Genomic DNA, 13,828 nt, shown 5'->3' on the forward strand with positions numbered 1-13,828 from the left:
TAAAATTAATCCCCTCAATTGGAACTAATTCATTTTTTTTGTCGTTTTGCAATTGGTAAATTGAAATAAAATTAGGTGAAAAAAATGGCTATACTACCAATAAATATTTATGGTGATGAAATTCTTCGACAGAAGGCGAAGAAGGTGACAAAGGTTGATGATAAACTTTTAAGTTTCATTGAAGATATGTTTGAAACAATGAAAAAGAGCGATGGAATTGGTCTTGCTGCAACTCAGGTTGGTCAACGAGTTCAGATCCTTGTAGCTGATATTTCTGAAATTGAAGGATACGAACATACTAAACCTATGGTTGTAATTAATCCTAAGATTTTATTGACCGATGGTGAATCAGAAATGGAAGAAGGATGTTTATCACTACCGGGTTTGAGGGTTAATGTCAGAAGACCTGAAAAAATTCGCTTGAGATACAATGATCTTGATTTGAAAGAGCATATTGAAGATTTCGAGGGACTTGCTGCTCGTGTTCTTCAACATGAAATTGACCATTTGAATGGTAAATTAATAATAGACTATTTGTCGAAGACCGAAAAAGAAAAAGTTAAACCGTTACTTGATAAAATGATAAAGCGAGAAATTGAGGTTCATTATCCAATTACCGGTTATCAGGTGCTGGAAAAGAGCCGTTAGTTTTTTATAATTCTAATGATATTATAATTAAACTCAATTTGAAATTTTGTCAGTTAACAGAAATTTAAATTTAATTTCACTATTTACCTCAGCTTTAATTTTTAATTCCAATTTTATATTTTTGCATCACCAAATTGAAATTATGGGCAGATAGCTCAGTTGGTAGAGCAATGGACTGAAAATCCATGTGTCGGCGGTTCGATTCCGTCTCTGCCCACACGACCCCGAGAAATCGGGGTTTTTTGTTTTAAATTTTTCACTATCTCGAATGAAATCTTTAAAGAATTAGCTTAAGAATGCTCTTCCGGGAAAAAGTTGGTTGTCTTCATTTTATTAAGTATTAAGGATGCTTTTTTATAGGTTGCTGCTGTACGCTTTAATCGAATTATTATTTATAAATATTCACTACAATTTGTAAGATTAGTTAATGAAGAGATTTTTGCAGCTTAAAAATTATTAGCTTATTTCTCCCAATAAAAATCAAATTCTTATTTTTGAATTGAAAATAAAAAGAAAGGAATATTTATGAACAAAATTGCTCTTATTACTGGTGCAACAAGCGGAATTGGAAATGCGACTTTGAGAAAATTTATTGCAGAGGGTTTTTTTGTTGTGGGAGTTGGAAGAAATCAAAATAAATTAGATGAACTAAAAAATGAATTTGGAGATTCAATTGATGTTTATCGTGCTGATGTTTCTAAAAAAGAAGATAGAATAAATTTGGTCGAATATCTGAAATCAAAGAAATACGAACTTGATGTTCTGGTTAATTCAGCTGGTATTTTAAGAAATGGAACAATTGAAAACACATCCCTCGAAGCCTGGAATGAAATGATTGAAACAAATCTGACATCAACTTTTCATTTAATGAATCTTTGCATTCCGCTTCTTGAAAAGAAAAAAGGTTCAATTGTAAATGTGTCGAGCGTTACGGGACTTCGAAGTTTTCCTAATATTCTGGCTTATTGTGTAAGTAAAGCCGGTGTTGATCATTTAACCCGCTGCGCTGCTCTTGAACTTGCACCTAAAGGTATTCGAGTAAATGCAGTTAATCCTGGTGTTGTTGTAACAAATTGTCATCTAAATTCTGGAATGGATCAAGAAACTTACAATCGTTTTCTTGAGCACAGCAAAACAACTCATCCAATCGGTCGAGTCGGAAAAGCGGAGGAAATTGCAGATTTGATTTTCTTCCTTGCTTCTGAAAAAGCTGGATGGATAACAGGCGAGACAATTGCAATTGACGGTGGAAGACATTTAACCTGCGCCAGATGAGATAAATAATAGATTAACAAAATTTTAATTTCACTTATTAAAAATGTCGTAACAATGAAACAGGAAATAATTCTCGAAACTAATTTTGAAAATCTTAAACTACTTAAAAGAGGTAAGGTTAGAGATATTTATGATCTTGGTGAAAATTTATTAATTGTTTCGACTGACAGAATTTCTGCTTTTGATGTAATAATGAATGATGGAATTCCATATAAAGGAATTGTTTTAACAAAACTTTCAGAATTCTGGTTTAGATTTACAAACGAGATAATTGATAATCATCTTATCACAACAGATGTGAATAAATTTCCTGAAGTGTGTAAGCCGTACCTTGAACAGCTTGCAAATCGTTCGATGCTTGTCAAAAAAACAGAAGTTATTCCAATTGAATGTGTAGTGCGCGGTTATCTTTCCGGTTCAGGATGGGAAGAATACAAAAAGTCACAATCTGTTTGTGGTGTAAAATTACCTTCGGGATTAAAAGAATCGGACAGATTGCCTTATCCAATTTTTACTCCAGCAACTAAGGAAGAATTTGGTAAGCATGATATTAACATTACTGAAGAAGAAGCAAAAAAAATTGCTGGAGAAAAAGAAATCGAATTTATCAAACACAAAGCAATTGAAATTTACAAATCATGTTTTGATTATGCATTCACAAAAGGCATTATTATCGCTGATACAAAAATGGAATTCGGGTGGTTTAATGATAAAATAATTTTAATTGATGAACTACTCACACCTGATTCGAGTCGTTTCTGGCAAATTGAAAAATATCAGCTAGGAAAATCGCAAGAAAGTCTTGATAAACAATTTTTAAGAGATTATTTGATAAGCATAAACTTTAATCGTCAGCCACCTCCTCCAAAATTGCCCAGAGAAATAATTGAGAAAACAAGTCAGAAGTATTTAGAAATTTTTGAAATTATAACAGGTGAAAAATTAAGAATTTGAAATCGTCAGGGATGTCTCTTTAAGTTTCCATTAATTCAATTAAATCATATCTGGTAATTATGTCAATTATTCTACCGAATTCGCTCACAAGTACAGCGTAATCTTTTTTAAGATATTCTTTTACTTCTTCGATTCCAGTGTTTGCTTCAAGAATTTCAAGCGGTTCATCCATAACATCGCTAACTAAAGAATTTTTCAAATCAGGCTTTTCAATTAATTTCATCAACAATCTGTTTTCTCGAATTACACCAATAGATTTTTTGTCCTCAATAACAGGAAGATTTGAAAAACCACTCGATGAAATTAATTCAAGAGCTTTCTCAACTTTATCATCGGGACTTAATTTTACAAGAATCTGATATCCTCGTGATTTTTTAATTTCAGATAAATCCTTTAAGGTTTTTGGTTTATCGAAATAAATTCTATGTTCTCGAAGCCAATCATTATTGTAAAGTTTAGAAAGATATCTTTCGCCGGTATCGCATACGATGAAAACGATCAAATCATTTTCTGAAAGGTTCTCGGCAATTTTTAGTGCTGCATAGAGATTTGTTCCAGTGCTTCCACCAGCAAAAATTCCTTCTTCTCTTGTTAACTTTCTTGCCATTAAAAACGAATCTCTATCACTTACATTTATTATTTCGTCAATCACACTAAAATCAACATTCTCAGGTATACAATCCTGACCAATTCCTTCGACAAGATAAGGTGAGCCTTTAATCAATTCGCCGGTTTCTTTGTAATGTTTAAAAATTGAACCAAAAGGATCAGCACCAATAATTTTTACATCTGGATTTTGTTCTTTGAGAAATTTTCCTGTTCCACTAATTGTTCCTCCAGTTCCAATTCCTGATACAAAATGAGTTATTTTCCCATCTGTCTGATTCCAGATCTCAGGTCCAGTTGTTTTGTAATGAATTTCGGGATTTGCTTTATTGGAATATTGATAGGCAAAAAATGAATTTGGAATTTCTTGATGAAGTCTTTTTGCCAGATTCACATAATAATCTGGATCATCGGGTTCAAGCATTTTTGGAACGATGATTACTTCTGCACCAAATGCTTTTAGGTAATTTATTTTTTCATTGCTGACTTTATCTGTTACAACAAAAATACATTTATATCCTTTAACAGCAGCAGCGAGTGCAAGACCAATTCCAGTATTTCCGCTAGTTGCTTCGATTATAGTTCCACCTGGTTTTAATAAACCTTTTCGCTCTGCATCTTCAATCATTGCTATACCGATGCGGTCTTTAACGCTTCCGCCTGGATTAGCTGATTCAAGTTTTGCAAAAATTCGAGGTTTTAGTCCACGATTAATTTTGTTTAATTCAATTAATGGAGTGTTCCCAATTTGTTCTAAGATATTTTTCTTGAAAATCATTAATAAGCATCCTCAAATGTTTGTGTTCAATCCGCAATTGAATTATAGAGCAGTTGATTGGAGTAACTCTACAATTTCAATTTAATAATCGAATTCAATCAATTAAAGGTATTATTTTTGTTAGAAAATTTTTCGGCTTTGAGTTTTTTATTTTTTTAATTACGGCTAAATTCGATGCAGTTTTATTGACTTTCAAAATTCAATATGATATTATAGTTATCAAATGAAAAAATTTCTTTTTATTTTCTTTGGACTCACGGGATTAGTTGCTGCACAGATTTATAATTTTCATTATTACAATTCCTCTAAGGGATTAACAAGTGCATCAATCACCAAAATTTCGCAGGATGAGAAAGGATACATATGGATAGGTACTAATTCAAATTTATTCAGATACGATGGTTATCAATTTGAAGATGTTAGTAATTGGGATAATGCACTTAAAACAGAAATTGCAGGGATTGCTAATCTAAACAATCAAGTCTGGGTTGCCACTTCTTTTAATGGACTTTTCGTTATAAAAAATCGGAATGAAATTTTAAATGTCAATCAAAGACTTCAATTCCTTCCTAAAAAAATTAAAAAGCTAAGAAGTGAACAGGGGAGATTGATTTTAATTTCTCAGGATAATGAATTTTTTGTTGTCACCAGTGATTCTCAGGCAACTAAAATTTTAGTCGACGCAAATCTTCCACTTACAAATTTCAACGATATTGTTCCAATTGATAATGGTTATGCGATTGCATCGGATAATGGACTTTTAATTTTTCAATACAATCGAATCAAATTCACTTTCAATCAAAAAAAATCAGGTTCAACTTTTCAGGCTAAAGCTGTTGCTTTAGATAAGAATAAGAAGATAATTTTCATAACAAACGATGGAAGCATTTACAGAATTGAAAATTATCAACTTGTTGAATTACACTCTTCAAATAAATTTTACACTCGATTTACTTTAATTGTAGATCAATCAAATGCAATATGGGCTGGCACTGATGATGGAATTTTGAGAATTGAAAATTCAAGGAAAGATTACATTGGCTATGCAAATGGTTTACCGCATAAGTTTGTGACCGATATATTCGAGGATCGAGAAGGAAATATCTGGATTGGTACTCTAAATGGAATCGCAAAACTAAATTCACTTGCCATTCAAAATTATCCTTCTTTATTTCCGAAGGTTACTTCTTCAGTACACAAAATTTTCAAAGCAAAAAGCGGCGTTTATATATTTTCTGACGAAGGAATTTCAATTTTCAATCCGTTTGATAAAACCTATTCAAATATTCAATTAAATTTCTCAAATCAAAATAAAGTCAATTCGGTTTTAGAATTTTCTAATTCAGCAAAACTGATTGGAACGAACAACGGACTTTTTATTTTGCAAGGTAACCGATTAACAAATTCTCCCCTCAATTCACAAATCAAAACAAGAAAAATTCTTTCACTTGCAAAAGATTCGGATAATAATCTTTATGTCGGAACCGACTCGGGACTTTATGTTTTTCAATCCAACAGAATAAAAGATTATTATTCAATTGATGATGTCTTACCTGGCAATGAAGTTAATGCGCTGCATATTACTCAATCAAATGATATTTATATCGGTACTGATAATGGACTTGTAAAAATTTCTAACAACTCAATCCTTGTTCTTAGAACAGGAAATGGATTGATAAACAATTACATAACAGCTCTTTCAGAAGATGATGAAGGAAGGATATGGATTGGTACAAAGAAAGGTCTATCGTCTTTCAAGAATGGAAGGTTTAATAATTTTATTCCAAAGTTCGGAGGTAAAAATGCTGAAGAAATTTTAGAGGTTATTCCTGTTCAAAAAAATGAAGTCTGGATGGCTACACCTGAAGGAATTTTCATTATTAAGAATGGAGTGCAATATTCAACGATAAATTCTAATGATGGAATTCTCTCGAATTTTGTAAATGAACTTGAATACGATCCACAGTCCGGAATTGTTTTTGTTGGGACAAATTCTGGCTTAAGCATAATTGAGTTAAAGTATCTTAAAGAAAATCACTTTTCATATAAAATTTACTTCACTGGATTTTCAACTAACAAGAAATCCTATGATTTGAACAAAATCGAGGTTTCTGATGATGAGGAAATCTTCAAAATAAATGTGTCGCTATTTTCATTCTTTGATGAGAAAAAAATAATCTATCGATATCGAATAAAAGAATTTGAAGATAACTGGAACTATCTTACAGGCAGCAATACAATAACTTATAAAAATTTATCACCCGGTGATTATACTTTAGTTGTTGAGGCTTCTATTGATGGAATTAACTGGTTAAGAGATTCAGCAGAATTAAAATTTTCGGTTAAGTCAAGTTTGTTGAAATATTTAGTTTATGTGATTAGCGTCATCATAGGTTTAATTTTTGTGTACTCAGTTTTTCTGTTTGTCAGCAGCAGAAACAGAAAGAGAAATGATAAAATTGAATTTCCTGAGATAGAGAAGGAAACTAATGCGGATCAAGAAGCAGCACAATTAAAGCAACAGGACTTAGAAACATCATTCGAAATCGAAGAAATTAAAAAACGACTCGAAGAGAAAATAGAAAACTTGAAAAAAATTATTCTTGAAAAAGAGAAAGTAATTGAGCAGCTGAAAGAAGAAAATAAATTGCTGAAAGAGAGAATAGTCGACCTTGAGAGTTCTCCACAAATTAAAAACTCGATTGATGAGGAAGAATTCGTTGAGAAATCCAGAATTGAAATTATTGTAAAGAGTTCTTCGGAAGCTGAAGAGATAAAAAAGTATATAGATGCACTTGAAAAGACAAATTGGAATATACGAGCAGCGGCAAAACTTTTGAACATTCCACATTCAACATTTCATTACCGATTAAAAAAATGGAATTTGTTGAAAAATAAATAGGAGGTTTGAATGGTCACAGTGCGACGAGTTGTATTTTTTATAGTTTCAACAATTATAATTGTTCTATTTGTGAAGTGGGGTTTTGATGGCTTCGAAATCTTTACAAAAATTTATCCATCGTCTGAATTAATTGATGAAAGTACCGGAAGAGTGATTGTTCAGACGAAAAGTTCTTATAAGCTTGGACTTGATATGGTGTTAATAATTTCAATTGGACTTTCAGCGTTGGGTTTGGTAGTAATTAATTTTTTCAAAATATGGTTCGCGGCAAGAGAAGAATAAGATTTAAAGTTCATTCATCGTTTTGAAGTGAGCTTTTACATATTCATAAAGTGTTTCTCTCCCAAATTGTTCAATTATTTTCCTTGCTGTCTCTTTAACCATTTCATTTGCACCTTTCGGAATTTGCATTCCAATTCTTTCTTCGGCTTTTTTAATCCATTCAAGAAAAGCATTTCGTGCAAGAATTGATGCGGCTGCAACACCGATGAATCGCTCGGCTTTTGTTGTTTGAATAAGTTCAATCTGCTTTCCTTCTTTCATCAATGCATTTTTTATATAACTCTCATTCCCAAATTGATCGCAGATAGCAACGGGGACTTTATGTTTTGAAAGAATATTTTCAATGCATCTTGAATGTCCCCAGGCTAATAGTGTATTTAAGTTTTTAATTTTTGAATAAAGTTCGTTGTATTTCTTTGGATAGATTTGAACGATTGTGAAATAATCAGCAAACTTTTCTTTTAGTACGGATGCAATCTCAATTACTTTTTGATCTGAAAGTTCTTTACTGTCTTGAACATTCAATTGAATCAAGTCTTTCTTTATTTCTGGAGTTGTATAAAATCCTGCGATTATTAATGGACCGAAGAAATCTCCTTTTCCAGATTCATCTACACCGATGTAATAATCAGGTTCGTCTGGTTTGTCATTTTTTGAATTATCTGGTTGATTTTCAATAATTGGTGAAAAAATTTTGTTGTGAATTTCGCTGTAAAGTTGAGAATTGGGATTTCCCTGAACAACAATTTTATATCCCTTTTTGCCGTAATAAACAACCACATTTACATTGCTCTTTGGCTTCTTAATTTGAAAATTAAAGTTGTAATTACCTTTTGAGATTCCTGTCACAAAGTAATTTTCTGCTTTGAACTGCTCATTTAATTTTTGAGCAATTTGACTTGCAATTAATTCTGAATTTTTTTCTGGCATCTTAAATATCTTTTGTTTTACTAATCAAAATTAAAGGTTTAGAAGGAAAAATGATTTAAACACTTTATTTGGGTTCGCTTTCATTGAAGAAAATATGTAAAGATGAAAATTAGTGTGTCTAAATATTAAAGTTTTAGTTATTTAAGATATTGTGAAAAGAGCTATTTCAAAATAAGTTGAACTTTGTAAAACTAAAAGTTATCTTTCATGGACTATATTGAAAAAACGAAAATGAAACTCTTCAACTTAAACTAAACTTGAGTAATTGCTGATTTAAGTGCTTCACCGCAAACCACAAATTCTCTTTAACTCTTTTATTTCTTCTTCTTTCAACTCTCTAAACTCTCCAGGTTTTAAATCAAATACTTCTAAAAATTCAATTTTAATTCTGACAAGTCTAAGTGTTGGATAACCAACTGCTGCGGTCATTTTTCTAATTTGGCGGTTTCGCCCTTCAAATAATTCAATTTCGAGCCAGCTTGTAGGAATGCTTTTTCTAAATCGAATTGGTGGATTTCTTTCCCAGAGCCTGGGTTCTTCTGTTAGAATTCGAACATTTGCCTTCCGAGTCTTTTTATTTTCAATGACTACACCTTCTGATAATTTGTCAATTGCATCTGAGTCTGGTATTCCTTCAACCTGAACCCAGTATGTTCTTGAGTGACTGAATCTTGGATCAATTAATTTGTGATGAAGCAGACCATCATTGGTTAAAATTATTAATCCTTCTGAATCATAATCAAGTCTTCCGACCGGATAAACATCTTTTGGCAGAGATAAAAAATCAGAAAGGGTCAACTTCCCTTCAACCGGACTAAATTGACACAAAACTCTATAGGGTTTATTGAAAATGAAATAATATTTCATTTTAGTTTCTGGCAGATTTAAAGAGAGTTATTTTCAAAAAATTTTTTCGAGAGATTGTGTTTAATTTTCAATTGAACCTCTTTTGCTGGTACATCTCTCACTGATGATTTTTTAGATACAGAAATTGCGGCAAGTGCACCGGCTGCTTCGCCCATTGCTGCTGAAGTTGGCATTATTCTTAAAGCACCATGAGCTTTACGAGTTGCTGATACATTTCTCCCAGCGATTAATAAATTTTCAGCATCTTTAACAATCAAAGCTCTGAGAGGAATTTCGTAGTAATCATTCTCAGGCATTTCATCCAGACGGCTTTGTTCATCTTTTTGTCCATGAATATCAATCCCATAGCTTCCTCTTGCAATTGCATCATCAAATTTATGACAATGGATAATATCTTCTTCTGTCACGACATAATCTCCAATACCTCTTCTTGTTTCTCTTACACCAACTTGAATAGCGGTTTCAATCAGGTAAGAGTTTTCAAAACCAGGAATATCATTTTGTAAAACTTTAACAACCTGCCAGACTTGTTCTCTTCCAATTAATTCAGCTTTAGTCAAATCATAAGAAGTAGAACCATCGAGCCCAAGAATATTCGAAGTATTAAAAGAAGCTTCGCCTGAATTTGGCAGAGTTGTGTAAAAAATGTAATTAACATCCTCCGAAAGTCTGCCTTCTGCAATTGCTTTTTTAACTGTACTAAAGTAACCAGCTACTGAAATAATTTTGTTCAAATCGAAATCGTAAGTCATCCATGAGAAGAAATCTTCTTTATGAGTTTTTACATAATCAAGTGCTTTTATGAAATCAATTCCACCCATTCTAAAGAATAAAGTCAATGCTTGAAGTTTTCCTGTTTCTTCATCACCTTTTACATAAGGAAAATTGCCAAGATAAACCAATTGGGCATCGCCTGTTGTATCAATAAAGATTTTGCCTTCAATTTCTAATTCTTCACCAAATAAGAGACAGTGGATACTTTTTATTTTGTTATTAACTCTATTGACTTTTGTGATTATCGTATGAACCAGAACTTTAACACCTGAATTTCTTAAAAGCGTGTAAGAAGCATTTCTAAAAGCACTTGCATAGAATCCGTTATCAATCATACCGTCTCGTTTTCTCATTTCAATTTCAATTTCTTCAAAAATTCCCCGAACGAGAATTTCGTTATCAATAGAATGTTTCATAAACGGTGAAACCATTCCAGCTGTAGACATTCCACCAACGAATCCATATTGCTCAATTAATAAAACTTTAGCGCCTTCACGAGCGGCTTTAACTGCTGCAGAAATCCCAGCAATTCCTCCGCCGGCAACAACAACATCAAATGAAAGATGCATTTTTGTGACCTTTAATTTTTGAAACAAAAATTTGTAAAAAGTAAGATAAAGGCAAGGAGTCATAATAAAAAAAACTGTAATTAAATTTAGTGAATGAATTTCGTTCGATTAAAACATAAAATTTCCCCTTTTGCCTTTTCCCTCTTTTACTTAACTTGTTATTGGTTAGATAAGATAAGGAATCTTTCATCTTGCAATCTTTAATAAGGACTTTTGTCATAACTCTTTTTCTAATTTTCATAACTATTCCAGTTTCCGCGCAGACTCCCTCAGGTGATACTTATCTGCAAGGATTTTATTGGAATGTAATTCCAGGCGGTGTGTGGTGGGATTCTCTTTCTTCACTCGGATCAAAAATTAAAAGTGCAGGTTTTTCTGCGCTTTATATTCCACCGCCATCGAAAGGCGCAGGCGGTGGTTTTTCGATGGGCTATGATATTTACGATCATTTTGATTTCGGGGAGTTTTATCAGAAAGGTTCTACTGAAACACGTTTTGGAAGCAGAGTAGAACTTGAAAGAATGGTTAATATTTTAAAATCAATTGGACTTGATGTCTATGTTGATGTAGTTTTGAATCACACAGCTGGTGGAGAGCTAAAATCAAAAAACAATTGTCGAACCGATTCAGCATATCTGATTTTTAATTATCCATTTGGAAGCAAAAGATTTCCAAAGAATGCAAATTCATTCAATCCGAGTGAAAACAATAACTGCAATCAATCACCACCTTACAATGATAATTTCTTCTCATTTGCTAATGACAACTGCACAGATTGTCCAGATGTTCGAGATAGTTTGATTGTTTGGGGAGCTTACTTAAAAAATCATTTCGGCTTCAGTGGCGCAAGATTAGATGCGGTCAAACATATAAATCCAATTTTCATTTCTCAATTCGTTAATCAAACATTTCCTTCAAGTTACATTGTTGCTGAATACATAGGAAGCGGAGATGAAATTAGAAATTATTACAATCAACTCGCAGCAATGGGTGCAGGTAATGTCTCATTCTTTGATTTTCCACTTCGTTATACTTTGGCTGATATGTGTAATAATTCAGCTGGGACATTCGATATGCGATCACTTGATTATGCGGGGTTAATCTTTGGAAAAGGAATGTCTGGTTTTAATGTTTCTACTTTTGTTGAAAATCATGATTTCGATCGCACAGGCTGGGATGGAACAATTGATACTGCAGTTGGTGGACATTCGCCCGTTTTTAGAGATAAACATTTAGGTTACGCGTTCATACTTTTTTCTGAAGGAAGACCTTCTGTCTTTTTCAAAGATTATTTTGATTATGGTCTTGGACCTTTAATTGATACATTAATTTTTATTCGACATAAATTTTTAGGTGGAAGTACAACTTTAAGAAGTGGACTCGATCCTTATTACATTCGTCAAGATGGAAATCAAGATCAAAATCTTCTAGCTCAAGATATTTATGTTGCAAGAAGAAACGGCTGGCAAAATCAAATTGGAGGCTATATTGTAATAAATGATAATCCATCACAATGGATAGATGTTTGGGTAGATACGGATTTACCAGTTGGCACTGTTTATAAAGATTATACAGGTAAGGATGTAAATAAAGTTGTAGTTGGTCCCAAACCTGGCGGAACAAAAAATAGAATTAAATTGTGGGCTCCACCAAGAAATTTTACGATTTACATTGCTGATACTTCACAACAAATAAATCATTCTCCAGTACTTAATAAAGTTGATAAACTAAACGCTTTTACTTTTTCAGAACTTAAATATCAATTTCGAGCAAGTGATGTAAATAGAGATACATTGTTTTTTACATTCTCAAACCTTCCGATGTGGTTGAATTCAACTTCTCAGGGATTGATTTCAGGAATTCCACAAATTGCTGATACTGGCATTTATCAAAACATTATTGTGGAAGTTAGTGATGGAAAAGGCGGAATTGACAGAGATACTTTTTCAATTCAAGTCTATTTAAATCATTTTCCAGTTATACAAGAACTTGGTGATACAACAATTTTTATTACTGAACGATTGCAAAGACAACTTTTAGCAACTGATCCCGACAATGATACAATCTTCTTTGCTTTTATTCAGAAGCCTAATTGGCTAGGGATAGATACTCTTTCTGGAATTATAGCTGGAATTCCTTCACCTGAAGATACTGGCACTTATCAAATAATTTATCGAGCATATGACAGCAAAGGCGGCGCTGATACTTCATCGTTCAAAATTTTAGTGAAAGAGAAAAAAGATACTGTCATTTACACTTACGGTAAACCAAAGATTGATGGAATTATTTCAATCGGTCAAAACGATTGGTTGCCAGAATGGTTGATTGTTGACGATCCAATCGGTGATTCAAGATGGACGCTGGTCAATGAATTTGACGATTTATTTTTCACTTATGATGCTGATAGCTTTTACATTGGTGCAAAATACACTCTTGTAAACAATACTCTTCAAATTTTTATTGATGCTGGTCAAGAAGATGGTGAAACAGATTTTAATAGTTATCGCGGATATATGGGTGCATTTCCCAGAAATTTCAGATTCAGACAGGAAGATAATATTGATCTATTGATTGCAGCCTGGAACAGAGAAAAACCAAGAATATTCAAAATAGTTGATTCTAATTCTTACGAGATAACTTCAAGTTGCTCGAGAGCTGGCACAACACAAGCTGAAGTCGCAATTGCATGGAATAATATTTATGGACTGGGTCCGGGACTTGTTCCGCCTTACACTAAATTGAAAATTGTCGCTGTTATCTCAGGTGGTGAGAATTGGGGCGCTGGTGACGCAGCTCCATCAAATTGTGATGTAGAATTATGTCCGCCCGGAAGTGATACTCTTTATCAAGGACCTGATAGTTTAATTACTCTTTACATTGCTGAGATTGATAAAAATGGCGATGGTATTCCCGATCCAACCATAACAATTACAACAGTAAGATTTGATAGTAAATTTAATCCTCAGATTGATGGTATCTATATTTCAGAAATTTATCCTAATCCTTTCAATTCCCAATCTAAAATTGATGTAATTATTACACACGAGACAGATCTTGAAATAAAAATTTTTGATATGCTTGGAAAAGAAATTTCTACTATTACAAAAGGTAAATACAGATCCGGGACTTATTCTTTCATAATTGATGGCTCCAATCTCTCAAGTGGAGTTTATTTTCTTAGAATTAAATCAAACGATAGAACTCAAATGAAAAAAATAATATTCATCAAGTAAATGGAGGTGC

The 13,828-nt window shown here is 32.7% G+C and carries 10 protein-coding genes and 1 tRNA gene; 7 read left to right on the forward strand and 4 right to left on the reverse strand.

Annotation, left to right across the window (positions count from 1 at the left end; all coding sequences use genetic code 11):
• Positions 1-84: 84 nt before the first annotated feature.
• The 4 genes from def (at position 85) to HPY57_07200 (ending at position 2,877) form a co-directional block, all read left to right on the forward strand.
• Positions 85-648: a peptide deformylase gene (gene def, locus HPY57_07185; protein ID NPV11556.1), complete on the forward strand. Its 564-nt coding sequence runs from the start codon at positions 85-87 to the stop codon at positions 646-648.
• 144 nt (positions 649-792) lie between these two features.
• Positions 793-865 (forward strand) — tRNA-Phe (locus tag HPY57_07190).
• 308 nt (positions 866-1,173) lie between these two features.
• Complete coding sequence (locus HPY57_07195) at positions 1,174-1,923, forward strand: SDR family oxidoreductase (GenBank protein NPV11557.1); 750 nt, start codon at positions 1,174-1,176, stop codon at positions 1,921-1,923.
• 54 nt (positions 1,924-1,977) lie between these two features.
• On the forward strand, positions 1,978-2,877 hold the full coding sequence (locus HPY57_07200; protein NPV11558.1) for a phosphoribosylaminoimidazolesuccinocarboxamide synthase: 900 nt from the start codon (positions 1,978-1,980) through the stop codon (positions 2,875-2,877).
• A 19-nt stretch (positions 2,878-2,896) separates the two neighbouring features.
• Here the strand turns inward: HPY57_07200 and HPY57_07205 are convergent, their stop codons facing one another.
• The gene (locus tag HPY57_07205; protein ID NPV11559.1) at positions 2,897-4,261 is read right to left on the reverse strand and encodes a cysteine synthase; all 1,365 of its coding nucleotides are present in this window, start codon (positions 4,259-4,261) and stop codon (positions 2,897-2,899) included.
• A 223-nt stretch (positions 4,262-4,484) separates the two neighbouring features.
• Here HPY57_07205 and HPY57_07210 point away from each other — a divergent pair, with 223 nt between their 5' ends.
• Both HPY57_07210 and HPY57_07215 read left to right on the forward strand, forming a co-directional pair.
• A complete protein-coding gene (locus HPY57_07210) occupies positions 4,485-7,163 on the forward strand; it encodes a hypothetical protein (GenBank protein ID NPV11560.1) in 2,679 nt (892 codons plus the stop codon).
• Between the two features lie 9 nt (positions 7,164-7,172).
• On the forward strand, positions 7,173-7,445 hold the full coding sequence (locus HPY57_07215) for a hypothetical protein (protein NPV11561.1): 273 nt from the start codon (positions 7,173-7,175) through the stop codon (positions 7,443-7,445).
• Between the two features lie 3 nt (positions 7,446-7,448).
• Here the strand turns inward: HPY57_07215 and rnhC are convergent, their stop codons facing one another.
• The 3 genes from rnhC to HPY57_07230 all read right to left on the reverse strand — a co-directional run bounded on the left by rnhC (position 7,449) and on the right by HPY57_07230 (position 10,585).
• Positions 7,449-8,375, reverse strand: a complete 927-nt coding sequence (gene rnhC, locus HPY57_07220; GenBank protein ID NPV11562.1) for a ribonuclease HIII — start codon at positions 8,373-8,375, stop codon at positions 7,449-7,451.
• Between the two features lie 282 nt (positions 8,376-8,657).
• Positions 8,658-9,242, reverse strand: coding sequence for a pseudouridine synthase (locus tag HPY57_07225; protein ID NPV11563.1), 585 nt, complete (start codon positions 9,240-9,242; stop codon positions 8,658-8,660).
• A 17-nt stretch (positions 9,243-9,259) separates the two neighbouring features.
• Positions 9,260-10,585 carry an FAD-dependent oxidoreductase gene (locus tag HPY57_07230; protein NPV11564.1) on the reverse strand — a complete coding sequence of 442 codons (1,326 nt, stop codon included), beginning with the start codon at positions 10,583-10,585 and terminating at the stop codon, positions 9,260-9,262.
• A 191-nt stretch (positions 10,586-10,776) separates the two neighbouring features.
• On the opposite strand from HPY57_07230, the gene HPY57_07235 reads away from it, so the two are divergent.
• Positions 10,777-13,818, forward strand: coding sequence for a T9SS type A sorting domain-containing protein (locus tag HPY57_07235; GenBank protein NPV11565.1), 3,042 nt, complete (start codon positions 10,777-10,779; stop codon positions 13,816-13,818).
• The last annotated feature ends 10 nt before the right edge of the window (positions 13,819-13,828 follow it).

The organism is Ignavibacteria bacterium (assembly GCA_013177855.1).
Classification (GTDB): domain Bacteria; phylum Bacteroidota; class Ignavibacteria; order Ch128b; family Ch128b; genus Ch128b.

What these genes read in the sequence shown, in the direction of transcription:
- def (NPV11556.1), top strand. Translation starts at nt 85, where the DNA reads ATGGCTATACTACCAATAAATATTTATGGTGATGAAATTCTTCGACAG.
- HPY57_07195 (NPV11557.1), top strand. Translation starts at nt 1,174, where the DNA reads ATGAACAAAATTGCTCTTATTACTGGTGCAACAAGCGGAATTGGAAAT.
- HPY57_07200 (NPV11558.1), top strand. Translation starts at nt 1,978, where the DNA reads ATGAAACAGGAAATAATTCTCGAAACTAATTTTGAAAATCTTAAACTA.
- HPY57_07205 (NPV11559.1), bottom strand. Translation starts at nt 4,261, where the DNA reads ATGATTTTCAAGAAAAATATCTTAGAACAAATTGGGAACACTCCATTA.
- HPY57_07210 (NPV11560.1), top strand. Translation starts at nt 4,485, where the DNA reads ATGAAAAAATTTCTTTTTATTTTCTTTGGACTCACGGGATTAGTTGCT.
- HPY57_07215 (NPV11561.1), top strand. Translation starts at nt 7,173, where the DNA reads ATGGTCACAGTGCGACGAGTTGTATTTTTTATAGTTTCAACAATTATA.
- rnhC (NPV11562.1), bottom strand. Translation starts at nt 8,375, where the DNA reads ATGCCAGAAAAAAATTCAGAATTAATTGCAAGTCAAATTGCTCAAAAA.
- HPY57_07225 (NPV11563.1), bottom strand. Translation starts at nt 9,242, where the DNA reads ATGAAATATTATTTCATTTTCAATAAACCCTATAGAGTTTTGTGTCAA.
- HPY57_07230 (NPV11564.1), bottom strand. Translation starts at nt 10,585, where the DNA reads ATGCATCTTTCATTTGATGTTGTTGTTGCCGGCGGAGGAATTGCTGGG.